24 protein-coding genes and 1 riboswitch are annotated in these 25,404 nt (G+C 37.2%); of the genes, 12 read left to right on the top strand and 12 right to left on the bottom strand.

The genetic code is table 11. The features are described from left to right. Nucleotides 1-134: 134 nt before the first annotated feature. Nucleotides 135-1,268, top strand: coding sequence for an alanine dehydrogenase (gene ald / locus G3O09_RS13505; protein ID WP_163102008.1), 1,134 nt, complete (start codon nt 135-137; stop codon nt 1,266-1,268). Between the two features lie 46 nt (nt 1,269-1,314). Here ald and G3O09_RS13500 read toward each other — a convergent pair whose 3' ends face one another. Then, on the bottom strand, nt 1,315-2,703 hold the full coding sequence (locus tag G3O09_RS13500) for an L-cystine transporter (protein ID WP_163102007.1): 1,389 nt from the start codon (nt 2,701-2,703) through the stop codon (nt 1,315-1,317). Between the two features lie 578 nt (nt 2,704-3,281). Continuing rightward, nucleotides 3,282-4,097 (bottom strand): pyrroline-5-carboxylate reductase, encoded by an 816-nt coding sequence (gene proC, locus G3O09_RS13495; protein WP_163102006.1) that lies wholly within the window; start codon nt 4,095-4,097, stop codon nt 3,282-3,284. 153 nt (nt 4,098-4,250) lie between these two features. On the opposite strand from proC, the gene G3O09_RS13490 reads away from it, so the two are divergent. Both G3O09_RS13490 and G3O09_RS13485 read left to right on the top strand, forming a co-directional pair. Next, the gene (locus G3O09_RS13490) at nt 4,251-5,825 is read left to right on the top strand and encodes an MDR family MFS transporter (RefSeq protein ID WP_163102005.1); all 1,575 of its coding nucleotides are present in this window, start codon (nt 4,251-4,253) and stop codon (nt 5,823-5,825) included. 94 nt (nt 5,826-5,919) lie between these two features. Then, nucleotides 5,920-6,531 (top strand): DNA-3-methyladenine glycosylase, encoded by a 612-nt coding sequence (locus G3O09_RS13485; RefSeq protein ID WP_163102004.1) that lies wholly within the window; start codon nt 5,920-5,922, stop codon nt 6,529-6,531. On the opposite strand, the gene G3O09_RS13480 is transcribed toward G3O09_RS13485, so the two are convergent. After that, on the bottom strand, nt 6,500-6,802 hold the full coding sequence (locus tag G3O09_RS13480) for a hypothetical protein (protein ID WP_163102003.1): 303 nt from the start codon (nt 6,800-6,802) through the stop codon (nt 6,500-6,502). The genes G3O09_RS13485 and G3O09_RS13480 overlap by 32 nt on opposite strands. Before the next feature lie 87 nt (nt 6,803-6,889). After that, nucleotides 6,890-10,030 (bottom strand): efflux RND transporter permease subunit, encoded by a 3,141-nt coding sequence (locus G3O09_RS13475; protein WP_163102002.1) that lies wholly within the window; start codon nt 10,028-10,030, stop codon nt 6,890-6,892. Nucleotides 10,031-10,308: 278 nt separating this feature from the next. Here G3O09_RS13475 and G3O09_RS13470 point away from each other — a divergent pair, with 278 nt between their 5' ends. Beyond that, entirely contained in the window at nt 10,309-10,437 is a 129-nt protein-coding gene (locus G3O09_RS13470; protein WP_240338430.1) for an asparagine synthase, read from the top strand. 19 nt (nt 10,438-10,456) lie between these two features. On the opposite strand, the gene G3O09_RS13465 is transcribed toward G3O09_RS13470, so the two are convergent. Next, a complete protein-coding gene (locus G3O09_RS13465) occupies nt 10,457-11,215 on the bottom strand; it encodes a hypothetical protein (RefSeq protein WP_163102001.1) in 759 nt (252 codons plus the stop codon). Nucleotides 11,216-11,240: 25 nt separating this feature from the next. After that, nucleotides 11,241-12,020, bottom strand: coding sequence for a tyrosine-protein phosphatase (locus G3O09_RS13460; protein WP_163102000.1), 780 nt, complete (start codon nt 12,018-12,020; stop codon nt 11,241-11,243). A gap of 134 nt (nt 12,021-12,154) precedes the next feature. Here G3O09_RS13460 and G3O09_RS13455 point away from each other — a divergent pair, with 134 nt between their 5' ends. From G3O09_RS13455 to G3O09_RS13450, 3 genes are read left to right on the top strand one after another with little or no spacing between them, the layout of a single operon-like run. Beyond that, the gene (locus tag G3O09_RS13455; RefSeq protein ID WP_240338429.1) at nt 12,155-12,562 is read left to right on the top strand and encodes a sigma factor; all 408 of its coding nucleotides are present in this window, start codon (nt 12,155-12,157) and stop codon (nt 12,560-12,562) included. Then, nucleotides 12,559-12,732 carry a sigma factor-like helix-turn-helix DNA-binding protein gene (locus G3O09_RS22515; protein WP_338048412.1) on the top strand — a complete coding sequence of 58 codons (174 nt, stop codon included), beginning with the start codon at nt 12,559-12,561 and terminating at the stop codon, nt 12,730-12,732. The genes G3O09_RS13455 and G3O09_RS22515 overlap by 4 nt, the downstream gene beginning before the upstream one ends. After that, a complete protein-coding gene (locus tag G3O09_RS13450; protein WP_163101999.1) occupies nt 12,729-13,844 on the top strand; it encodes a DUF4179 domain-containing protein in 1,116 nt (371 codons plus the stop codon). Before G3O09_RS22515 ends, G3O09_RS13450 begins: the two co-directional genes overlap by 4 nt. 69 nt (nt 13,845-13,913) lie before the next feature. Here G3O09_RS13450 and lepB read toward each other — a convergent pair whose 3' ends face one another. The 4 genes from lepB to G3O09_RS13430 form a co-directional block, all read right to left on the bottom strand. Next, entirely contained in the window at nt 13,914-14,447 is a 534-nt protein-coding gene (gene lepB / locus G3O09_RS13445; protein ID WP_163101998.1) for a signal peptidase I, read from the bottom strand. 312 nt (nt 14,448-14,759) lie between these two features. Further along, nucleotides 14,760-15,797 (bottom strand): ribonucleotide-diphosphate reductase subunit beta, encoded by a 1,038-nt coding sequence (locus G3O09_RS13440; RefSeq protein WP_163101997.1) that lies wholly within the window; start codon nt 15,795-15,797, stop codon nt 14,760-14,762. Between the two features lie 19 nt (nt 15,798-15,816). Then, nucleotides 15,817-18,063 (bottom strand): ribonucleoside-diphosphate reductase subunit alpha, encoded by a 2,247-nt coding sequence (locus G3O09_RS13435; protein WP_275898315.1) that lies wholly within the window; start codon nt 18,061-18,063, stop codon nt 15,817-15,819. A gap of 29 nt (nt 18,064-18,092) precedes the next feature. Beyond that, a complete protein-coding gene (locus G3O09_RS13430) occupies nt 18,093-18,560 on the bottom strand; it encodes an acyl-CoA thioesterase (RefSeq protein WP_163101995.1) in 468 nt (155 codons plus the stop codon). A gap of 159 nt (nt 18,561-18,719) precedes the next feature. Beyond that, nucleotides 18,720-18,897: riboswitch (cobalamin riboswitch) on the bottom strand. A gap of 167 nt (nt 18,898-19,064) precedes the next feature. On the opposite strand from G3O09_RS13430, the gene G3O09_RS13425 reads away from it, so the two are divergent. Both G3O09_RS13425 and G3O09_RS13420 read left to right on the top strand, forming a co-directional pair. Then, nucleotides 19,065-19,550, top strand: a complete 486-nt coding sequence (locus G3O09_RS13425) for an 8-oxo-dGTP diphosphatase (protein WP_163101994.1) — start codon at nt 19,065-19,067, stop codon at nt 19,548-19,550. A gap of 33 nt (nt 19,551-19,583) precedes the next feature. Continuing rightward, nucleotides 19,584-20,003 (top strand): cytidine deaminase, encoded by a 420-nt coding sequence (locus tag G3O09_RS13420; protein ID WP_163101993.1) that lies wholly within the window; start codon nt 19,584-19,586, stop codon nt 20,001-20,003. Between the two features lie 63 nt (nt 20,004-20,066). Here the strand turns inward: G3O09_RS13420 and G3O09_RS13415 are convergent, their stop codons facing one another. Both G3O09_RS13415 and G3O09_RS13410 read right to left on the bottom strand, forming a co-directional pair. Further along, a complete protein-coding gene (locus G3O09_RS13415) occupies nt 20,067-21,314 on the bottom strand; it encodes a GNAT family N-acetyltransferase (protein ID WP_163101992.1) in 1,248 nt (415 codons plus the stop codon). Between the two features lie 223 nt (nt 21,315-21,537). Further along, the gene (locus G3O09_RS13410) at nt 21,538-22,386 is read right to left on the bottom strand and encodes an arginase family protein (RefSeq protein WP_163101991.1); all 849 of its coding nucleotides are present in this window, start codon (nt 22,384-22,386) and stop codon (nt 21,538-21,540) included. A 107-nt stretch (nt 22,387-22,493) separates the two neighbouring features. On the opposite strand from G3O09_RS13410, the gene G3O09_RS13405 reads away from it, so the two are divergent. The 3 genes from G3O09_RS13405 to G3O09_RS13395 all read left to right on the top strand — a co-directional run bounded on the left by G3O09_RS13405 (nt 22,494) and on the right by G3O09_RS13395 (nt 25,378). After that, complete coding sequence (locus G3O09_RS13405) at nt 22,494-23,249, top strand: (S)-benzoin forming benzil reductase (protein WP_163101990.1); 756 nt, start codon at nt 22,494-22,496, stop codon at nt 23,247-23,249. Nucleotides 23,250-23,763: 514 nt separating this feature from the next. Next, the gene (locus G3O09_RS13400) at nt 23,764-24,330 is read left to right on the top strand and encodes a sigma-70 family RNA polymerase sigma factor (RefSeq protein ID WP_240338428.1); all 567 of its coding nucleotides are present in this window, start codon (nt 23,764-23,766) and stop codon (nt 24,328-24,330) included. After that, nucleotides 24,323-25,378 (top strand): DUF4179 domain-containing protein, encoded by a 1,056-nt coding sequence (locus tag G3O09_RS13395; protein WP_163101989.1) that lies wholly within the window; start codon nt 24,323-24,325, stop codon nt 25,376-25,378. Before G3O09_RS13400 ends, G3O09_RS13395 begins: the two co-directional genes overlap by 8 nt. The last annotated feature ends 26 nt before the right edge of the window (nt 25,379-25,404 follow it).

Genomic DNA, 25,404 nt, shown 5'->3' with positions numbered 1-25,404 from the left:
TAAAGGCATTTGTAGAAATCTACAAATGCTTCTTTTTTTATTTTTTCTTTTACACAAACAAAAAAAGATGTCTTTTGATTATAATTTTGGTACAAACTAAATAATATTCGCTTTCCTTGGAGGTAGTAATAAACATGCGTATTGGTGTACCTAAAGAAATTAAAAATAATGAAAACCGTGTAGCTTTGACTCCTGCTGGTGTCGTTGCTTTTAAAAATGCTGGACACGAAGTATATATTGAATCTAATGCTGGTATTGGTTCTGGTTTCACAAACGAAGCTTACATGTCAGCTGGTGCTGTTATCGTAGAAGAGGCTTCTTCTGTTTGGGAAACAGCTGAAATGATCATGAAGGTTAAAGAACCTCTTGAAAGTGAATACAAATACTTCCGTAAAGACCTTGTATTATTCACTTACCTTCACCTAGCTGCTGAGCCAGAATTGGCTGAAGCTTTAAAGGAAAACGGAGTATTTGCAATCGCTTATGAAACTGTAACGGTCAATAATACACTTCCATTGCTTACACCTATGAGTGAAGTAGCTGGACGTATGTCAGCACAAATCGGTGCACAATTCCTTGAAAAACCAAAAGGTGGAAAAGGAATCTTACTTGGTGGAGTTCCAGGTGTAAAACGTGGAAAAGTTACAATCATCGGTGGTGGAGTTGTAGGTACTAACGCAGCTAAGATTGCTATTGGTCTTGGTGCAGACGTTACAATTATTGACTTAAGCCCTGACCGCCTTCGTCAGTTAGACGATATCTTTGGAAATGAAATCACGACTTTAATGTCAAATCCATTTAACTTGGCACAAGCAGTTTCTGAATCCGATCTAGTAATTGGTGCTGTATTGATCCCTGGTGCAAAAGCTCCTAAGCTTGTAACAGAAGAAATGGTTAAAACCATGTCTCCTGGTTCTGTAATCGTTGACGTTGCAATTGACCAAGGTGGAATTTTCGAAACAGTTGACCACATTACAACACATGATAATCCAACTTACGAAAAACATGGCGTTGTTCACTACGCAGTAGCTAATATGCCTGGTGCTGTTCCTCAAACATCTACAATCGCTTTAACGAATGTAACAGTTCCTTTCGCTCTTCAAATTGCAAATAAAGGCGCTGTTCAAGCTGTTAAAGACAATGCTTCACTTGCTAAAGGTGTAAACGTAGCAAACGGCTATGTAACTTATGAGGCAGTTGCTCGTGACTTAGGATATGAATATATCTCAGTTGAGCAAGCAATCCAAAACACTAATGTAAACGCGTAATATATAGAAAAGACTCAGTCCTTGAAAATAGGACTGAGTCTTTTTTTTAGGCCTCTACTTCTAAACTATTCGTTGCACTATTGTATTCTTCTTTATCAAGCTCATTTGTTACCTTACTTGTTAATATGCCTGAAGTCATGCTTCCGCTCACGTTAACAGCTGTTCTTCCCATATCAATTAGTGGCTCTACCGAAATCAGTAAACCCGCTAATCCAACCGGTAAGTTCATTGCGGATAGGACAAGTAAAGCAGCAAATGTGGCTCCTCCACCTACTCCAGCTACACCAAATGAACTAATAGCCACCACAAGTACCAACGTTGCAAGGAATGAAGGATCTAGAGGATCTTGCCCTACCGTCGGAGCAATCATGACAGCAAGCATGGCTGGATATATACCGGCACAACCATTTTGACCGATGGACAATCCGAATGAACCCGCAAAATTAGCAATTCCATCAGGAACACCGAGTTGCTTTTGTGTCTTTATGGTAATCGGCAGAGCACCTGCACTTGTTCTTGATGTAAATGCGAAAGCCAATACAGGAAATGATTTTTGAATATATTTTATTGGGCTCAACCCCGAGAATGTAAGCAATAGTAAATGAATACCAAACATAATTGCAAGCGCTACGTACGATGCACCGACAAACTTCCCTAACTTCGCAATAGCATCAATGTCGCTTAAAGCAACGGTCTTTGTCATGATTGCCAATACTCCATATGGTGTTAAACGGAGTATTAATGTTACAACACGCATTATGATTGTGTATAAAGAATCAACAATGCTTGCAATTTGGTAAGCCTGTTCAGGATTTTTTCGCCTTACTCCTAAATAAGCAATCCCTAGGAATGCCGCAAAAATAACGACGGATATTGTTGAAGTTGGTCTAGCACCTGTGAAATCAAGGAACGGGTTACTAGGCACTAAGTCAAGAATTTGATTTGGAAGCGTTTTTCCTTCAATCGTTCCGTATCTTTCCTCCAATTCTGTAGCACGGGCTGTTTCTGCATCCCCTTGGTCGATTTGGACGGCCTCCAGATCAAATACCAAAGTAGTTGCAATCCCTACAATTGCTGCAACAGCTGTTGTACCTACTAAAATCCCTATAATAAGAACACTTATTTTTCCTATATTCTTACTAAGTTTCAGTTTTGTAAAAGCAGATAAAATGGAAATAAAGACAAGTGGCATCACAATCATTTGTAAAAACTTCACATACCCACTTCCAACAATGTTAAACCAATCAATTGAAGTCGATAGCGCAACTGACTCAGGCTCATATGCATATTGCAGGACAAAACCAAAGAGAATCCCTAAAGCTAATGAGGTAAAAACACGTTTAGAAAAAGATATATTCTTGCGTTTCATATAAAACAGGACCGCGATTAACACTAACATAATTGCAATATTCAATAAGATTAATCCTGTTTCCATATCCTTTCCCCCTATACGTCATAAGATATAAACCTTTTCCCTATCAGTTAACTCGGATTTATAAAAAGCATCCTCCTTCCCTTTTGTTATTCAAACTATATGATGACCATTGAATTTTATTCCTAGAAACCTAACTGATTGGTAGCCCTCTAGATGAAGTTGCACACTCTTTGATTTCTTATGTAACTACGTTAATCGGCTGACTTACTATTTATGCTTTATAAAGAAAGCTTCTTTTCACATAGATTGTTGTTTTTAGACTATAAAAAGTTGTCCGTTGATTTCAGCGAGAAGCACTTGCTTTCCGCGGGGAGGGTCGGGAGCCTCCTCGGCGTTACCGCCTGTGGGGTCCCCCACTTCCCTCTTTTTCCCGCAGGACATTGAATAAGCTTCCTCGAATAAACACCGCACGAAGGAAATGCGAATGCATTTTCGTGGAGCCAAGTGCCCTCCGCTACAATCAACACAGATGGTTAAAGTTAAAATTACGCTTATAATGAACAAACTTTACGAAAACAGCATAAAAAAATAAAAAAGAGGTGATTCACTATCAAAAAGATTGTGGATCACCCCATTAATTATTTCATCGTTTCGCTTAGAAACTTTATTTTGTTTGTGCACTCATCCATGGCCATCAATATTGAGGAACGGAATCCTGTCTTTTCAAGAGATGCTACTGCCTCGATAGTTGCTCCCCCAGGAGTACATACATCATCCTTTAATGCTCCAGGGTGACGTCCTGTTTCAACCACCATTTTTGCCGCGCCTAATATGGCCTGTGCAGCAAGTTTATATGCTTGATCCCTAGGAATTCCTTGTTTGACCCCACCATCAGCCATAGCCTCTATCATCATATAAACATATGCAGGTGATGAACCTGAAATAGCTGGGATTGCGTCCATAAGATTCTCGGAAATACGCTCGCATTTTCCTATGGATTGCAAAAGATTCTCTATAACCGATTGATCTTCTTCAGTAATAAACCTATTGATACAATAGGGTGTCATGCCTTCTCCCACCATAGATGGTGTGTTCGGCATAGTTCGGACAACCTTCACTTCTCTACCAAATGCCTCTCGAACATACTCTGTATCAATGCCAGCGGCAACGGTAACAATAATAACCGATTCTCTCACAATATCTTTAATGCTTTCAATGATTTCACCATAAAGATTTGGCTTTATTGCTAGGAATAATATATCTGAACGCTTAGCGACTTCTTGATTATTTGTCGTACCCTGGATCTCAAAACGCGTCTTCAAATCTTCGAGTGTACTTTCTGTTCTGGCGCTCACTAATATTTTAGAGGGATCCATCCCTTTTCGTCCTATCATTCCGGATAAAATAGCCTGTCCCATTTTGCCGCAACCAATAAATCCAATTGTATGCTTCATATGCTGTTCTCCTAACCAAATAGTTTCACTCATTATAATACATGAAAATGATTTTTTACCAACTCAAACAGGCTGAGACAAACGTTGACTAATTAGTCAACCATCTTATATAATTTTGACCATGTAGTCAAAAATAAGTTAGGAGTCCTCATTATGGAAATTAATCAACCAACTATTAATAAAAAACTTGTATTAACTGGTCTAATCATCGGGATGTTTTTTAGTTCTTTAGAACAAACCATTGTAGGAACAGCCATGCCAACTATTATTGGGGAGTTAAATGGCTTTTCAATTTTCGCATGGGTCACAACAGCATATATGATAACCTCAACGATTATCGTCCCGATTGTCGGGAAATTGTCGGACCTATATGGTAGGCGTTCACTATATTTAATCGGAACCATCATTTTTATCATCGGTTCAGGATTATGCGCGACAGCTACTACCATGGAACAGTTAATCATTTATCGTGGTTTACAAGGGCTCGGTGGGGGAATGATTATGCCTCTCTCCCAGACCATTATTGGTATTATTTTTAGCGCGGAGCAACGTGCAAAATGGCAAGGTGTGTTCGGAGCATTATTTGGAATAAGCTCCGTCATTGGACCTTTTATCGGAGGAGTCATTGTAGATCATATAAGCTGGCATTGGATTTTTTTAATTAACGTGCCCACTGGCCTTCTTTCAGCCTTACTGATTTTTGTTGGAATGAAGAATGACGTGATTGAGAAAAGAGAAAAAATCCATATTGACTACCTAGGCATTGGCACATTAGTTGTAGGATTAATCCTTTTGCTTTTAGGTTTAACATTTGTCGGGGACAAGTTTGATTGGATCTCAGGTCAATCCGCTTTCTATTTTGGAGGGGCATTTGTAATCCTAGTAATATTCAGTATTATTGAAAGAAAAGCAGTTGAACCTATAATTGATTTATCTTTGTTTAAAAATCGTATTTTTGCGACGACTAACGCTTTAGGATTCTTATTAGGCCTTGGAATGTTTGGTGCAATTATGTTTGTACCTATGTTTATGCAAGGGATACTCGGTGTATCGCCGACGCGAGCTGGTTCAACGATGACTCCTATGATGATTTCTTTGATTGTCGCAAGTATTATTGGAGGTCAGCTTTTACTCCGATTAAGATTTAGAAGTGTCCTTTCATTAGGGATGATTATCACTACCTTAGGCTTCTATTTAATGAGCACGATGGGTTTAACCTCAAATGAATGGACAGCATACTTGTATATGATTGTACTTGGTTTTGGAATGGGTCTGGTTATGCCCACTTTAACAATCGCTGTACAGAATGAGTTTCCTAAAACCCAATTAGGAACAGTTACAGCTACATCAACTTTTTTCCGAAGCATTGGTGGAACCATTGGTATTACCATCTTGAATGCGGTAATGAATAATTCATTACAGAGTAAAATGAATGCAGCAGTGGAAAGTGAAAGCAATCCGATAATACAAAAAGTTCTTAGTTCCCTAGCTGACAAAACGGATATATTATTTGGTCTATTGTTAAAACCTGAGGAATTAAAACTACCTAGTGAGATTAAGAACTCTATAATCCATACAATTAAAGTGGTCTGGACTGATGCATTCTCTTTAGTCTTCTCAACTGGCTTAATTATTGTAGCATTAGGGATCTTCGTCTCTTTAACGATTGGAAAGGCTAGAATTAAGCGAGATGCAGAATTAGAAAAAGAAACAATTTCTGAAGAATAGCGAGGTGGGCTCAATACCGAGCCCACCTTATTTAAGATTAACAACCTTTCAGCTGGGTAAAATTTTTAGAAGTAATGTTAGGAGGTATTCACACTTGAAAAATCATGACACTCGATATCTTCCCTTATTACCCGTTGAACATGAATTCTTTTTACAACCCACTTTGAAACTAGCACAAGCCTTGTTAGGCTGTCTATTGATAAAGGAAACTGAAGAAGGTGTCTCAAGAGGCTTCATTGTTGAAACAGAAGCTTACATGGGGCCTAAAGACCAAGCAGCCCATAGCTTTAATAACAGAAGGACTAAACGCACAGAGGTTATGTTTGGAGAAGCAGGACTTGTATATACTTACGTCATGCACACACATTGTTTAGTGAATGTTGTAAGTGGACATATCGATAAACCAGAAGCAATTTTAATCCGGGCAGTTGAACCGTTTATTGGTAAAGAGTTAATAAAGGTGCGGAGAGGTATGGACAATTTGGTGCTAGCCTGCAATGGGCCTGGTAAGCTAACAAAAGCTCTAGGTATTACCATGGATGATTACGGCAAATCGTTTAGAGATTCCACGATTTATATTGCTGAAGGTTTCTCTCCACTGCAGATTTCTTCAGGACCTAGGGTGGGAATTCCTAATTCAGGGGAAGCAAAAGACTATCCATGGAGGTATTGGATTACAGGGAATCGTTTTGTTTCAAGGTCTTAAGTGTTTTGAATCGATTAATAAAGGAATGAGGCCTTTCTTTTACTTGGAAAGGGAAAACTCCCTGACTAGTATGCAAATACAGAATCCCCTCTTTTGTAGAGAATTCTTTGAAAGATACATCATGTACATTTTCAAAAGAGAATTGATGGGATGGTGTCTCTACATATTGAGCAGTCAGTTTTATTATATGTCCCTCTTCCCAAATCATTAATTGACCGTTTTTTATCACACGATGGACTGTCACAAAAGGCATATATGTAATAGCATCCACTTTCTTCCTCCTAAAAATATTAGTATATCTATTATACGTTAAATAAAAATAAGGGACCATCTTCATACAAGATGGTCCCTTTTTTTGCTATATTCTAGCTTCTTTGTTTTTCTTTTTAGATAGCTTGTTTTTGATTTTCATTAAGCTTTCATAAACCATTGGTACCACTAGTAACGTTAATAGAGTAGAACTCGTTAATCCACCTATTACTGTCACACCTAATCCTTTAGAAATTAGTCCGCTACCTTCTAAACCGACGGCCAACGGAGCTAAAGCACCAATAGTTGCGATTGCCGTCATCAATATTGGACGAAGGCGTGTGCCAGCAGCTTCGAGTAAGGCTTCTCGAGTTGATAGCCCTTCGTTCTCCATATGGATGACACGATCAATCAACACGATAGCATTGGTTACAACGATACCAATCAACATCAATGCCCCAATCATGGCTGAAACAGAGATGGTCTCTCCTGACACTAGTAAGCCTACTAAAGCTCCAATGACTGTAAATGGTAGTGAAAACAAAATAGCGAATGGAGCCAAACCGCCTCCGAATGTTACGACAAGTACTAGATATACGATAGCGATGGCTGCAAGCATAGCTAATCCGAGTTGAGTAAACGATTCAGCTATATCTTCTGTAACCCCGCCCATTGAAATCTCAACATTAGATGGAGTTTCTATCTTATCCACTTTTCCCTTCACAGCAGTAGATACTTTTGTGACATCCTTTGTGGTGATTTCACCAGAAACATCGGCATAAATTTTGCCATCTCTTCTAGTGATTGTATCCGATGTATTACCTTCCTCAATAGTAACCAACTCTTTAATTGGTACAGACATACCTAAAGGAGATTGGATCGTTTTGTCTGTTAAATCTTCAATATCCTCATATGTCTCTTTTTCCACTTGAAGGTAGACATTCACATCTTTGCCTTCATGCTGGATCGTCGTAATGACCTCACGCTGGCCAGCACGAGCAAATTCCATACCTAGTTGGGCAGCTGACAATCCAAGCTTACTTAATTTTTCTTGGTCAGCGACTAATGTGTATTCCTCATAGGTTTCCGAAATACTTGATTCTACATTCTTTAAAGAATCTTGATCTTTCATGACCTTCTCTACTTCTTTTACAATAGGTTCAATTTCTTTCATGCTTTCTCCATACACTTGTACAGTTAAAGCACCGCTTGAACCCATCCCTGAGAAATCTTGAGTAGCCCATTCTCCTTTTTCTGTATCCTTTTGAAGTAGGTCAATCACCTTTTCGCCTTCTTCAGAGAAGTTCGGAGTATCACTGTCGTATTCAACGAAGAACAGGGCAGAGTTATTTTCTCCAGGATTCATAGGGTTTTCGCCACCGACAGAGAATTGAACGGTTTTAACGTTCTTACGTTCCATGAAGAAGCCTTCAGCTTCATCAGCAACATCTACTACATCTTCCTGTGTCTGACCTGGTTCAGGCTTGAAAGTGACAGCTAGCATTTTTTGTTCATCTGAAGGCAAGAAACTTACCCCAATGACCGGAACTAAGAACAAGCTACCAATTAACATCCCAATAGCAATCAACCATGTGATCCATTTATGGTTTAATGACCATTTCAATACTTTCTTATAAAACACACCAAGCTTTGTTGGAGATTCTTCATCATGTTGCTTTCCTTTAACGCCCTTTTTGAATAAGGAATGTGCCATCATTGGTACGATAGTAATGGCCACCAATAATGAGGCTAATAGTGAGAATACGATTGTCAATGCGAATGGAAGGAACATCTCACCAATTGTCCCCTTCACTAAACCAAGCGGTAAGAACACAGCAATCGTTACAATTGTGGAAGACATGATTGGCATGAACATTTCTCTCGTTGCATCCACTATCAATTCCTTGCCACTTAATTTCTCATTTTTCAACGACATACGTCTAAAGATATTCTCAATGACAACAATTGAATCATCTATTACACGGCCAATGGCAACTGTCATTGCCCCTAATGTCATGATGTTCAATGTAATGTCCATTTGTTTCAACAGTAATATTGCAATCAGAAGTGATAAAGGAATCGAAACGACAGAAATAATAGTCGTACGTATATTACGTAAAAACAGGAGAATGATAATCATGGCAAAAATCGCACCAAAAACCGCTTTGCTTAACATCGTTTCAACCGACTTCTCAATCGGTCCACCTTGATCATAGATGGATACAATGTTCATTCCATCATAGTTTTTTTCCAAGGTCTTTATTTCTTTTTTGACTTCATTTACAACTTCAACTGTATTCGCATCGGAAGCTTTTACGACTTGAATACCAATTGACGTTTCCCCATTTGTTCGTGAAATGGATTCTGCTTTACCTACGATTTTTACATCGGCAATCTCCCCTAATGTTACAGTGGGGATTTCAATATTTGTAGGAACCGCTCCCTGCTGTTGATTCGTACCTGACATACCCTGTGCACCAGGTTGTGGAGTCATTCCTTGCTGTGATGGAGTAATGGGAATTTTCACTTTCTTTAGGTCTTCTATCGTTGCAATATTCCCGTCAATTACTACAGACTTCTGTGTATCCTTAAATGTGAACAATCCTAAAGGAAACTGAACATTAGCTCCCTTAATCATGTTTTGTACTGTTTCTTCTGATAGGCCAAGCTCTTTTAATTTATCCGCTTTAAAGGTTAGTGAAGCTTCTTCTAATTGCTGTCCTGATACTTGAATGGATGCTACACCGTTAAGGCCTTCCAAGGTTGGTACAATTTCTTCTTCAACTTGCTTTGTTAAATCTGCAAGAGATTGACTTTCATTAGAAATGCTTAAGGACATGACTGGGAATGCATCAAAGCTTAATCGAGAAACTTGTGATTCCTGCACACCCTCTGGAAAGGTCATGCTGTCAACTGCTTCTTTGACTTCAGCTTGTGCTTTTTCCATATCTTTTTCAAATTCATATTGAATCTGAATGGATGAAGCATTTTGGAAGGAAGATGAGCTGACTACAGAAACCCCTTCATGGTTTTGTATTTTCTTCTCTATAGGTTCTGTTATTTTGTCTGCTACTTCTTCAGGTGTGGCTCCTGGATATACTGTTAATACTGAAACAACCGGCATTGTAATATTGGGGATTGTTTCGAGCTTCATATTTAATCCGGAGTACAAACCTGCAATGGTAATGATGATCGTAAGAAGCCATACTGCAAACTTATTCTTCAGTGAAAACTGTATCACTTTTTTCATAAACTTCTCCTTTGTAAATAATACTTTTTGACTAAACGGTCAACACCTTATCAGTTTAACTGACCAATTGGTCACTAGTCAATTATTATTAATTGTATAGATATACCAAATGTCCAAATAATGAATGACCCATCAGTCAAATTTTATTTGCATATACTTCCTTACATACAACATTAACAATAGAAATTAATAATAAAGGAGAGAAATCTTCCCTATCTACATGAAATGAGGAGAATGCTCATGATGAAGGATTAATTCCCACAGCTTAAAGTACAGCCGTGACTACTGCTGGTCATGCAATGCAACAAATACGTGGGCCAAATAAAATGATTGCCAATACTATATTTGGGTTTGGTTTAGCTCATATAGTATTGGGCGTACTCGACTTAGTTAAGCATAGAAGATAAAGATCCGAGAGCACAGCGATTAACCACTGCTGCTCTCCTTTTCAATTTGATTTATTGCTTCCCTCATCCTTTTAGAAAACAATTGTGGATCATCAACAGTAATATATACTTTAGTGACTTCTCTCTTTCTCCCAAATGGTTCTGTCACAGTAACTGGATTTTTCAATTCCAAACAATATTGTGGGGTTTCCATTTCCATTAAAGTTGCCATATAGACGTCTTTTTTCTTTTTTTCTTCTTCATAATCTTTCCCATCAAGTAATCGTTCTAAATCACACAAAGGAATTACCATCTTCGATCTCCAGCCTAGTTGGACTAGTAATGTATCTTTTCCAAGGATAAAAGGATTTCGCAAATATCCTTTATAATCACTAATAAAGAACACAAACAAATAAAAATTCAGGAACAAATGAATCCATGCTATTACCGGCTTCCAATTGTGCAATAAATAGGAAACCCCAACAGTTTCCAATAAAGTAATGGCCAAAATAGCAATCATAAACGTTTTATATCCTGAGCTTTTATAATAAGAAAAAGATGTTTCATCTGGACTAAGTTTTATTTCCCCCGTTTTAGTAAATAAATAATAATACATTACTAATTCATGGCGTAATACCGCAACTCCAATCTTACTTCTTATACTTGAAGATAGTGCCTCGGAAATTTTATTAGGAAAACTCCCCACTTTTATTTTTCGATAAGCAATGATTATCCTACTGATTCGATAAATCAACATAACGATAAGCAAACATTCAATAGCTATTATGATATTTTTCATTGTCATTCACTTTCTACGAGATTCATTATTCCAAGATATTATGTTTCAACTTATTAACGGTATCTTGATCAATATTGCAGCCTGATATTAAATACTCTTCAATCGAGCCGTATTTTTCTATTAAAATATCAATTATCTCAATCAAATATTCTTCCCTTACCTCAAAAATCGGTTTTAATCTTTCTGTTGGGACTTGAAACAAAGTTCCCCATCTGATTATTCTCTCAAGCTTTTTCATCCTAATTTTGTTTAATTCATTGGATAAAAGATAATCTTGCGTAACGAGTTCCATAGGTACTCCTGCCACCAATTGGACCATAGCTGATATAAAGCCTGTCCGGTCTTTTCCTCCTGTACAATGTAGAAGAATAGGATAATTAGCTTTGTCTGCAAGTAATGAAATTACATCTCGAATTTGATCTGTCCGTTCAAATGAAATGGTACGGTAGAAATCCTTCATGAATTCTTCAAAATCCAGATTCGTTTCACCTTTTAAATATTTAAAGAATTCCTTCTTATTATTAAACTCTTGACTATCATGCTGTATAGGAACAGTGATTGTTTGTAAGCATGTGTTCTTTACAAGCTTATTCGGATACGTTTTCCGTTCAATTTCTCCGCGAACGTCAACAATCAACCTAAAGCCGAAAGTCTCCATCGTTTTCATATCTTGTTTGTTCAATTTAGAAAGATCTCCTGAACGATACAAGATGCCTTCTTTAAGTTTCTTTCCTTCACTAGTCCGCTTACCACCTATATCTCGAAAATTATATAAACGTTTAAACGGGCTTTGATACTCTTCCATGTTATGCCACCTTTTTATGGATAAATTACCCAATATTATTTAGTATAAATAATTATTGGACGAGTTTCAAAATTATTTCGAACGTTTTTTCCAGACCTGACCAATATAGAGTGAGAAGTAAAGGAGGATGTACCGTGAGACGTGATGAAGGCCTTCACACATTAATTAATCAAGCGATTTCCGGAAATCGTGACTCATTCAGTCAAATCTATGATTTGACTATTGAGGAAGTCACTCGCGCTGTTTACTTCCTTCTTACAGATCGCGCTGATTTGGAGGATGTCATTCAAGAAACCTATATTCAAGCATACCATGCCTTATCGAGGTTTGACTCTTCTAGAAACTTCAAGCCATGGCTAGTTGGCATCGCTGTTAACCAAGTCAAGAAACAAAGACGGAAGAACTTTAAGCTATTCATGCTTTCTGAGAAAAAGAAACAATTCGAGACTACCACTTTCGGTGAGGATGCTAGCCAAGTGGTGCTTTCCACATTAGAGAATGAAGAGTTACTTACTTGCATTGAAAACTCCCTGTCAAACTGAAGCAAGTCATCATTCTACGTTATCTAAATGACTATTCGCAGGAAGAAATTGCAACCATATTGGATATACCAGTCGGTACTGTTAAGTCTAGAATCCACTCTGCCTTATCTAAGCTAAGAGGATTAAATCAAATCAACACCATTTTTCAAATAAGCGAGGGGAAACAATGAATAATCTGGAGCAAAAAATCAAAAACGCCTTACAAGAGAAATCCAAAAGCATCCATGTTTCCTCTTCCGTGAAGAAATCAATAATGAAAGAAATCGGGAATGAAAGGGGTAAAAGATATATGTACATGAAAAAGAAAACAATCGTATCTGCCGTTGCCACTGTAGCTCTTGGGGTAGGCATTTATTCAACGGGCTTTGTTTCTCCTACGATGGCATCAATGCTCGAAAAGCTACCTGTTATTGGCTCTGTTTTTTCAGTTGAAAAGCTTAGTGATACTGGCTATATGAATGCAATTAAGGAGAAAAGTGGAGTTACCGTAATCAATCAATCCGTAAAAGACCAAGATGTGAAGGTTACTATATCTGATATGATTCATGACGGTGCAAGATTTTCCGTGGCTGCGATTTTTGAATTCCCTAAAGGAGCCGATGGGTCAAAAGGCGTTACTGGTTTTGAATATATAAACTTTGCTGAGAATAATTGGATCAAAACATCTAATATGTTCTGGAAATATAGCAAACTAGAAGGCACAGATAACAAATATATCGCTATTGCCGATTTCCCTTTTACCCACTTTAACTCTAATATTCCAGAAAAGTTTAACCTTCAATTTAAGTTCACTGAGATTGGCGGTGTGGACGGGGACTGGAGCTTTAATATCCCAACTCATCGAGAAGCATCTGAAGTCAAAGAGTACACCTACAACACTGAAGAAAGTAACATAGTAGATGATACAACATATACATTGGAAAAAGTTATTACTGCTCCAAGTGCTACAGCGATTAACTTCCATGTAAAAGGAAAAAAAGTCGCTGAAGCTGCACAACCTAACCCAAAAGCTGAAGGCTATTGGATCCACAATGAACTATCAGTAGAAGTAACGGATGATAAAGGGAATAAGATTAAATCTATTACTTCCATCACACCAAACGAATGGTGGGAAAAATACGACCATGGTATCGAATTAGGTGGATTGATGAATTACGTTTCTAAGGAAGAATTTAAGCAACAAATCTGGGTAAGTCCTATTGAAAAGGGAACAAAACATCTTAACATCAATGTCACTGATCATAAAGGTGGAACACTGAAGTATAAGGTAGATCTAAAGTAGAATAATAAAAATAAGCCCGTTTAAATCTTATGGATTAGCACGGGCTTTTTTTATATGAGTTTGTATATATCATTTTGGAATACCCAATTCTTGTACAGGATAGTAACGGAACTTTACTTCCCCTATGACTGAGTCCCTATGTATAAAACCGTATATTCTACTGTCTCCGCTTTTCCTTCGATTATCACCCATGACAAACAATGAATCCTCTGGCACTTCGACTTTAAAATCCTCAGTTAACTTTTCTTGTGTTGTAATTTTCTCCTTGTTTGACTTTAAATAGGGTTCTTTGAATTCTTTCCCATTGATATAAAGCGTGTCATCCTTTACTTCTACAGTATCACCAGGTAGGCCAATCAGCCTTTTGATATGATTATCCTCTGAAACTGGTGAATGGAAAACGATCATATCAAAATGCTCAAGCTTACTAACCTTTGTGATAACAACCTTATTCTTATTTTCGAATGTAGGCATCATGGATTCACCATGAACGGTCACTGGAGTAAATAAAAAATGACGACAAATAATGGCTATGGCTATAGCAAAAAACAGTGACTTTACCCAAGATAAGAATTCTTCTTTTGTATCGCGTTCTTCTTGCATAGGACTCCTCCTCAAGAATAGTAAACCATCTCTCACTTTATTTAGACGTAAACTATTTCCCCTAGGTTTCATGGGTTATCCAATTTTTTAAAAAATTCTAATTTTCTAAGCACATCTCATAAGTGTATTGAAGCATTCACCGTAGGTAGTTTCGAAGCGTATATTGATAAAATGGAATTAAATGTAGAGGAAATAGCCGAGATTATTATTAAGAAAACTAGATTATAAAATATCACCCAATATGGAAAATACGAGTAAAAAAAAGAGAAGACTCAAAAGGGATTTTCTTGTCCCTTTTAAGTCTTACTAGTCTTATAGATCATCAAAGCCGTTCGCGTCAGATGTTTTCGTATATTGTCTTGATCTTTGCTCAAAAAAGTCCGTTTTCCCTAAATCGACTTCCTGGTATGCTATGATCCATCTCATAGGGTTGCTTCGGTACCCATCAAATGGTGCTTCAAAGCCAAGCTGTTTGGCTCTCATATTGGCCATGAATTTGATGTAATCCTCCAGTTCTTGCATGAGAATTCCTTCCATATCATTACCAATAATATATCTACCCCACTCAATTTCTAGCTCTGCTGCCTCTCTAAAGGTTTCCTTTCCAAATGTTCGAAGCTCCTCAGTGTCATAGGAAGGATTCTCCTTCAGCACTTCTTTATAAATATTTTCAAACAACCCAACATGAAGATGCTCATCGCGATTGATATAGTTAATCATCGTGCTACTAGCAAGCATCTTTTGATTCCTGGCCAAATTATAGAAAAATGCAAATCCAGAATAAAAGAATAACCCTTCCAGGATCACATCAAAAATGATGGCCTTTAAGAAATTTTCTATTGTCGGCTCTTCTGCAAAATCTCTGTACCCCTCTGTAACAAACTCATTCCGCTTTTGTAAGATTGGTTCACTTCTCCAAAACTCGAAAACTTCATCCTGTTGCTGCTTGGATACTAGACTAGAAAGGACATAGCTATAAGAATGGTTGTGAATGACCTCTTGTTGTGCAAGTATGATCATCAGCGCATTAATACTCGAATCCGTCACATAATCGGCGACCTTGCTCGCAAAATCAGTCTGGATGCTATCCAACAAAGCTAGTAAGCCTATAATCTTCAAAAAAGCATCCTGTTCTTTCTTTGAAAGCAACGGGAATTGTTTGATATCATTGGACATATTGATTTCAAAAGGTGTCCAGAAATTTGCCAGCATTTTCTTATATTTTGGATAAGCCCATGAAAAACGGACATCATCCCAATTTAATACATTCGAGCTCCTTCCATTAATAATGGCAGTTGAGCAGTTAGGGGCTCCTTCATCAACGAGTGCCCTTTTTGTTATTTGAGTCATAAATGGATTCTCCTTTCAGTTAACTATGGCAACTTTCACAATCTTCTATTTCAGCACCTGAAGTTGACCTAACATAATAAGTCGTTTTCAATCCTGAGCCCCATGCATCCAAATGCAAATCCAATAATGCTTTCGCCTTTATATCATTCGAGACATAAAAATTGAATGAAATGGATTGATCGATATGTTTTTGTCGTTTGGCGTTTTGCTTGATACTCCAGTGTTGGTCGATGGTGTATGCACTTTTATAAAACCAGTTCGTTATCGCTGATAAATCTGGAGCAGTAACGGGTATCTTATAATCCTTTTTTTCTTCGGAATAGGATTTCCGGAATATCGGGTCAATACTAGCAGTTGAACCAGCAATAATAGAGGTGGAAGAGTTTGGTGCCACCGCCATTAAATACCCATTTCGAATACCATGCTCCATGATTTCCTGTTTAAGCTCAATCCATTTTTCTGATTGATAACCCTTGTAAGAAAAAAAATCACCCGTATGCCAGTCAGATCCTTCAAAGTATGGATAGGTCCCTTTTTCTTTAGCCAGTTCCATACTTGCTTTTATAGTCAAATAGGCAATTTCCTCATATAAAGAATCACAATAGTCCACCGCTTTTTCACTTTCCCAACGGATTCCTTTTTGAGCAAGCAAATGATGCCAACCAAAAGTGCCTAAGCCTATCCCCCGGTAACGTTCATTCGTTAATTGTGCCTGAAGAACAGGAATTCCGTTTAAATCAATAACATTATCTAGCATCCGAACCTGGATAGAGATTAAACGTTCAAGCACAGCATCTCCAACGCTTTTTGCAAGTGCAATAGAAGACAAATTGCACACCACATAATCTCCCGGTTTCTTATGGATGATAATCGTTCCATCATGAACAATCTCTTCTTCAACTAGGGTAGGACTCATATTTTGAGTGATTTCTGTACAGAGATTGCTACAATAAATCATACCTTTATGCTTGTTGGCGTTCTGGCGGTTTACTTCATCACGATAAAACATATATGGAGTACCCGTCTCTAGCTGGGATTTCATGATCGCCTTCATGATTTCAATAGCTGGAACTGTTACTTTCGATAAATCCGGATGGTTTACGCATTCCCAATATTTTTCACGGAACACTCCATCGCCACGACTCTCATCAAAATGATCCTCCAAGGAGTAACCGAGGATACGTCTTACCTCATGAGGGTCAAATAAGTGCCATTCTCCTCTAGCCTCTACTTGCTCCATGAATAGATCAGGAATGCAAATTCCTGTAAACAAATCGTGGGTACGCTGACGTTCATCACCATTGTTAAGACGGACATCTAGAAAAGAAAAAATGTCCTTATGCCAAACATCAAGATAAACTGCTATAGCCCCTTGCCTTTGGCCCAGCTGATCAACAGAAACTGCTGTGTTATTCAGCTGCTTCATCCACGGTATTACTCCTGAACTAATTCCTTTGAAGCCTTTAATATCACTACCCCTGCTTCGGATTTTCCCAAGATAAACGCCGATTCCGCCACCATTTTTGCTTAGGGTTGAGATATCTGTATTCGAATCATAAATACCTCTTAAACTATCATCCACCGTGTCTATAAAACAACTTGAAAGCTGTCCGTAGCTCTTTCCTGCATTCGCTAAGGTTGGCGTCGCAACCGTCATATAAAGATTAGACAAAGCCCAATATGCTTCTTCTATCAAATTTAATCGTTTATCTTGCGGTTCGTTCATCATTAATGTCATAGCGATAATCATAAAGCGTTCCTGCGGAAGCTCGTAAACCTGTCCATCATGTGATTTCGTCAAATAGCGTTCTGCTAAGGTTACAATCCCAATGTAAGTAAACAATCGATCCTTTAATGGATCAATGATCGAACCTAGAAAGTCGATTTCTTCTCTCGCATAGAACTCTAGCAATCTATCATCGTATATTCCCATTTCACTCATAGTCTTAATTAATCCATAAAAGGATCCATATTTCTCCTCATCCTTCAAGCCACGAACCTTTCTGCATTGTTCATACAGCCTTGAAGCATACAGATTTGCAGCAACAAACGTCCAATCCGGTTCTTCCACACTTATTCTCTCTACAGCAGTCAGTATGGAGAGGTGAAATATTTGATCTTTTCCCATGTTATCTTTTGAGTTGAATGAACGATTCATTTTATGTATATATGATTCAAAATCTAATTGAGGGAATTTAGATTTCATTCCCTCAATCATTTTAAAAATTTCTTGTGAAACAGCTTGATCATTTGTCAGCGCACCCATAATATACCCTCCCATTTTTTGTTCAAATATTATTTTTCTTTAGAAAGTCGTATTGTTCTTCGTTCATTTGCTGTAGCAAAAAGCTCGTTCTCTTCCTCTGTTTCAGGAATAACTCCTGGCACAGGCGTAGGCTTACCATCACTATCTTTCGCAACCATAGTGAGGAGGGAAGTCGTAGTAATTTTCTTAATATCCGAATGCAAATCCTCTGATTGAACTTTAACGAACACTTCCATAGACGTTCTACCTGTAGATACCACTGAAGCTTCCAATGTCATGATATCGCCTACTTTTGCCGAAGATAAAAAATTAACACTATCAATAGAAGCGGTAACAACAACAGTACGACTATGTTTCATTGCACAAATAGCTGCGATCTCGTCAATATACGCCAATACTGTTCCACCAAAAATAGTGCCCATATGATTAGTATCAGGTGGTAATATCAATCTCGTCTGGATAGTTCTAGATACATTCGATGATAGTTGCTGTTTCATAATGTTCCTCTTTTCCTATAGATTTCGAAAACGGGAAATAGAAACATAAAAACCCATCACTCTGTAAGAGTAATGGGTTTAGAACGTTGATGTACCAATAGACCTAAAAAAAAGCCTATCAATCTACCCTCATTCTATCTCCCCAACTCCCGAAGAAGATAAGACGCTATAAACATGGCAGGTCTCCTGACTTGTGCGTCATCCTATACTAAGTCCTTCCCATCTAATCGACAGTGGATACCTTAGTTCGTCTGCACTTACAGTTGCGGGAACAGTGCTGGAATTTAACCAGCTTCCCTATTATGCCTTAATCGGCACCATATTCATTGGTTTTATCAATATATAGTACTTACATTTATAATCAAACACAAGATGTTGTATTAAACTCTATATTCGATAATACTGGATAATCTTTCATTTAGCAATTAATTTTTTTATTAAAAGAATTACAAAGGTTTATTTAATGATAAAATTAAAGAAAAAATGAGAGGAATTTTATAAAAAATGTCTCGTAATTGGAAGGATATTGAACACCGAATCTACACAATGTGCATGGTCCAAAACGGTGATAATGTTCTATTGATCAAAAGGCCCACTGAAAAAGGGTTTCCTGGCTACCTTGCTCCAGGGGGAAAGATTGATTTTCCTGAAAGCATTTTAGAAGGTGCTGTCCGAGAGGTCAAAGAAGAGACAGGTCTCACCGTTACTAATCTAATTTTCAAAGGCTTGGATGAATATGTAAATCCAAAGGATAGGGTCAGATATATGGTGTTTAATTATTGGACAAATACTTTCCATGGCAGCCTCCTAGATAATCCCCCAGAGGGAGAATTGCATTGGATTCCTATTGATCAAGTCTTACATTTGCCTTTACAGGATTGGTTTAGAGAGAAATTCACCTTATTTCTAGAACAGGGAACTTTTGAAATCCACCGAGTTTGGGATACAGATTCTGATCAGCATGTTGACACCAAGATTTTTAGAACATGATATTCAGATAGATGATGAAAGGAAGTTCTGATTATGCACATAGAGCAACAGTTATTCGAAGCATGTACGGATTTATTAAAAAAGAGATATCCGAAGGGATGGGGAGGCGCTGCAGCAATGCGCTTATTGGATGGCACCATTCTTACCAGTGTTGCTCCTGAGGTATTTAATGACCAAGCCAACCTTTGCATTGAAACAGGAGCATTCTTAGAAGCATTTAAGTTAGATAAGAAAGTAACCCATTCTATTTGTGTAGTAAGAGATGATGAAAAATCAAACTTTAAAGTTTTGTCACCCTGTGGAATATGCCAAGAAAGATTGTTTTATTGGGGGCCAGAAGTGAAAGTCGCAGTTACAGTACCTAGTAAGGAACTAGTATTCAAAACATTAGCAGAGGTACAACCTTATCACTGGTCAGCCGCTTACAATTTATTCAACGAGGCCAACAAGTAAGATCTTCCCTTTATATTCAAAAGAAAGACTTCCTTTTATGGAAGCCTTTCTTTATATATTCAATTAAAACAATGTAGTACAAACAGGTTTTTCATGCACATTAAAAATCTCATTCAATATATTTAATAGATTAGTATTGGTGATTGTCAATTTCCCGAAACGGTAAAGAGTCCGAGCATCTACCACGCCCATTATTAAGGAAGAAAAGTCAGATATATCAAGCTCGATTCTATCTTCGTGATCCCTATATTCTTCTATGCTAATTTTTCCATCTTGGGAATGTATCATAAATTTCTGAGGTTCCGGTGAATGAAAACTGTCATGGAGAACCACATTGAATTTGCAAGATATTCCTAGCCTCGGAGTTGCTGTAAGTATTTTCTCAACATCCAATATCTTGTACATTAATCCCACACCAGCTGTATTTGTCTCATGAAATACGCTAGGTATAAGGTTATTCGTCCCGTTTCTAGGGTCTTCTAACATGAATTCCAATCCTTCATCCTGGGTATGCAAAGATATTCTATGGATTTGGTCAGCTTGACTGTTGAAGAAGTTACAAAATTGAGCTAATACCTCTGGAGATTTATATACCATATGATGGACTAATAAATCGTTCAATAAAAAATGGTCGTCTTTGACTTTCTTGAAAGAAAATAAAATATAGCCCTTCAGTCTTCCATCTTCCATTAAACCTATTAATTTATTATTTGGGTTTTTGAACAGCTTTTCGATTTCATAATCAGAGTTGATGATCATCCCATGTCTCGACTTTGCTATTGAATTATAGCAGTCTTTAATTGACTCTTTATGAGAATGGTCAAGGAACACAAGCTCCTTTTTTATGGATGTCTTCGGAAAACTTGAAGGCTCAATATAATATTGATTCTTCTTCATCCCATATCCAAAGCCCATCTTCTTATAAAAATCAGGCCGAAATGGATAGAGCATAACAATAGGAGTACGTCTTTCTTTGAAAAAATCAATGAAATAACTGATTAAGTCCTTTGCCACTTTTTCTTTTTTATGCAAAAAATCAACTGCTACTTGTCCTACTCCTCCAGCATCTATCAGGTTGCCAAATACGTTCATCTTAAAATAATGGATCCTCATTCCTCCAAGCAACTTCCCATTTCTGAACAACCCATAGAAATCAATGTCCTCTACCTCTTCTTGGAGATAAGTAAGTGTATTCGTAAACCGTTCTTTGAATTCTGGGGTATTTTCTGTAGTTCCTGGATAAGCATTTAAAACAATATTCACGAAATCAGGTAATTCCTCTTTCTCTAATTTTCGGATTACACTTTCCATTTCCATCCCTCCAGAACATTTAAGCAATATTGAATTGTGGATTTTTCTTGCCAACCTTTTTCTTAACTAGGATTTCATAAAATAGACTGCCAGTTTTATTTCATTTCCATTTCCATTTATATGCAATAAATATCTATTCTAAGAATTATACTAGTAAAGATTTAAAGTGTAAGAATGGACTTGTTATCCCAACGACACATAATTTTTGATGCACACCCCCTGTTTATCCCTTCAACTGTGCTAATAAATCAATAATTACTCTCGCAGCCTTCCCATCTTCATCCTTCGTTCCTGAGAATTCTGTGATTTCAATCCCTTTGACTCGTTTGTCACTTAAAATGATTTGAAACAACCTCCAAGCCTTTTCTAAGTCCAATCCTTTTTCGCTCGGAGAATAGGCAGCTGGCATAATAGTATCGATCAGTACATCAACATCAAAATGAACCAGGATTGAAACATCTTCTGGAAGAGATGCTAAATGATTTTGTACAGAAATTAACCGCTCCTCCTTTTCAAGCACCGCTAAAGGAATTATGGTCATTCCTAAAGAATCTTCAGGTACAGACTGTGGTCCGATTACACTGATGGAAGAAGGATCAATACGCCTTTTATTACTCCAAAACGGTTGTTCTTTCAAAAAGAACCATAAGCCCATTGCTGCAGCCCCAATACAATTATCTGACACAGGCTCAACAGTATCGACATGTCCATCTATAACTAACAAATGGGTATTATCACCATATATCTCTTGAAAAGCAGTATAAGATCCTACTACTATGCTACAATCCCCACCAAGCAAGATCGTAAAAGAATCTTTTTGAAATATCTCGTTCGCGTTATCCACAATAGTTTCCCAAACGTTTCTTGGAGACGGCCAATTCCGAATCGGACTAATATTGTGCCTAATGAGATCCTTTCCCTCCAATAGATCCTCTTTATCGACCACTTGGAAACCCAATTCTTCAAATCGTTCCACTATACCAGCTTCTCTTAGAGAAGCTGGGGCAGATTCCGTTCCAGCATACAATGCACCGGCATAACTCGGAAGCCCAACTATATATATTTTTCTCATGATTCTCCCCCTTACAATCAATCTTTACTATTTCTCCCAATAAATCGCATTCCCCTTCTCCAACATGATAGAATTTAAAACAGAGCAACGGAAAATGGAGGATAAAGATGAAAATCGCAATTATATCTGGTGCATCAAAAGGACTTGGTGCCGCCATTGCAAAAAGAATGCTAAATGAGGGCATTGGAGTTATTACCACATCACGATCAACTAATTCCGAACTTGAAAGTCTAGCAAATGAAAAAGGACTATTTTTCAGGCACTATCCATGTGATCTATCCAATCAAAAAAACTACTTGGACACATATATAGAAATAACTGATAGCGTGTTAGAACTAAATTCCGAAACTATATATCTTGTAAACAATGCTGGTGTCATTGAACCGATTGACACTGTGGGTAAATTACGTGAAGAAGCTATAAATATGAGTATTGAAGTAAATTTAATCGCACCCATGCTAATCACTAATCTAATACTGGGTAAGCTTCAATCTTCATCTTCAAAGCTTTTTGTTGTAAATGTTTCATCAGGAGCAGCCGAGCGCCCCAAACACGGCTGGAGCGCTTATTGCTCCGCTAAAGCAGGATTAAATATGTTCACAAAAAATGTAGCATTAGAACAAGAATCTGTCGGGACACCTCATAAAATAATCGCTTTCAGTCCTGGAATTATGGACACTGATATGCAGGGGACCATCCGTTCCTCTTCAAAGGAGTCCTTCCATGAATTAGAGAGATTCCAGCAATTTAAAGAAAACGGCTCTCTTAGAAGCCCAGAAATTGTCGGGAACGCCATGCTCGATCTCCTACTCCAAAAGGAAATTGAGAATGGCAAAGTTTATAATGTGAATGAGCTAATTTGATCTAAAAAAAAGGGTGACTCGAATGAGTCGCCCTCTTACCTAATTACTATTGATCCCTGTAGTGATAAATTCATATGGATAGTTAGGATGAATAAATGTTTTATCATTGTCCCCAGAAACTGTTATCTTCAACGGATGAACTTCAGCTCCCCTTTCAGTTGGATACCAATGTGCTTCATTTTATCAAGATGATAACATTTTAAATGTAATTGAAAGATTTTCATTACACCATCCTCCACTTCTTTCAATTATCTTTACGAAAATTCTCAAACAAACTTTTTAATATTCTCTAGTATCCTATATCAACTTATTTTTCCATATTACAAGTAATAATTTTCCTTTAAGTTGAATTTTACCCTTGGAATTTTCTGTTAGAGTATTTAAAGTGTTTAATAGTATTGTTTAGTTACCTTTAAGGAATTCAAGCTCTATAAATATATTACTTTTTTGGGGATTTTCGGAACCACAAATCATCCTACATCGTCTAACGTTAGAGAAAGAGAGGAGGATTTAGATGCAAGTAAAGAAAATGAAGGTCATCCCTTCTCCTGCTTCAATTACTCATTTACCAAGAGAGGAAAAGCTCATTTGGTTAATGGAAGAGTATGGAGATATGGTAATACGGCTTGCGTACACTTATGTAAAAGAGAACCAATTTGCTGAGGATATATCACAAGAAGTTTTTATCAGCTGCTTTCAAAACTTAGATGCCTTTCAAAACAGAGCTTCATACAAAACTTGGCTTTATCGGATTACAGTTAATAAATGCAAAGATTTAATAAAAAGCTGGTCTTATAAAAACCTATTATATAAAGATATCATTGGTACTATCCTGACTTTAAGAACTGCCTCGACAGAATCCGGATTGATTCATTTAGAAGAAAAAGAAATGATCTTTGAAAAAGTGTTAATACTTCCCATTAAATATAGGGAAATTGTCATCTTACATTATTATGAAGAGTTGTCTATCAATGAGATATCCGAATTATTGAACTTAAACTCCAATACGGTTAAATCCAGACTCCATCGTGCAAGGAATGTATTAAAAATTTCGTTTCAGGAGGGGCAGTTCTATGGTTGATAAATTTCAATATCCTAAAGAAATAACCGAAATCCGATTTAAAGATAAAAATAAACAATATGTATTGAACTCTATTAATGGTTATAAAGAACATAAAATGAAAAAGAGCAACAAATCGGGGATGAGAAAAATTGCATATTTTAGTATTGCTGTAGTAGCTTTCTTTTCCATATTGATTGGATCAGCCTATGTCTCACCTGCAATGGCCAAAGTAGTCGCGCAAATTCCTTACCTTAGTTCTTTTATTAAACAGGAAGAGATAAAATACCAGGTCTTAGATGTTGTAGCGGATGCTTTGATAAAAGAAGGTTACGATTTTAGAAACATAGAGATTTCCATTCAAAAAAAAGAAATGACTATTTTATTAGCAGGGTCAAAACAATATTTATCTGATAATAAAGATGCTGTGCAAAAGAGTGTTAACGAAGTATTAGATTCAAATCAATTCGGAAAATATTCAGTTAAAGTTAAGGTAGACACAAGAGTTTTCGCACCACACAAAGAAACCGCAGAAGAAGCACAATATATTAAAGACAGTCAGGAACTTGAAAGAAAGATCCTCGAACAACTCGAGAAAAATGGTTATGTAACGGCTTTCCCTATCGAGGCTCGTATTAATAAAATAGAGAAATTCATTTACGTGGCGGTACCGAAAACAGAAAAAAGGATACCAGAGCTAAAAGAACTCCTTCGTTCTACCGCTCAGGAATACGGAGAATTCAAGCTTAAAGTAACTAGAATAGATATGAAAGCGCGTGAACAAGAACTACGTTGGGGCAAAAATAATATAGTAAGCATTATTGGTCATGGTTTAATGGAAAATGACGAGTTTAAGGTTACTGGATACGGTTATTCCTTCCATCCACTGCCACTACAGATTAAATTAAAAACGTCCATCAAATCCTCTGATTCAGATGCGAAAGATATCGTAGAAAAAATTGAAAATGAGATTAAAACCTTCATTCAAACGGATGAACTGACAAAAGATGTAAGAAACGATCCATATGAGATTATCATTCTAAGTAAAGATAAGAAGAGACTCAATTAAACAATTTTAGGAGTGACCCCTTGAAA

The organism is Peribacillus alkalitolerans (genome assembly GCF_010882125.1).
Taxonomy (GTDB): domain Bacteria; phylum Bacillota; class Bacilli; order Bacillales; family DSM-1321; genus Bacillus_BN; species Bacillus_BN alkalitolerans.
Note: the sequence above shows the minus strand (reverse complement) of the source record. Positions and strands in the feature narration are given on the sequence as shown.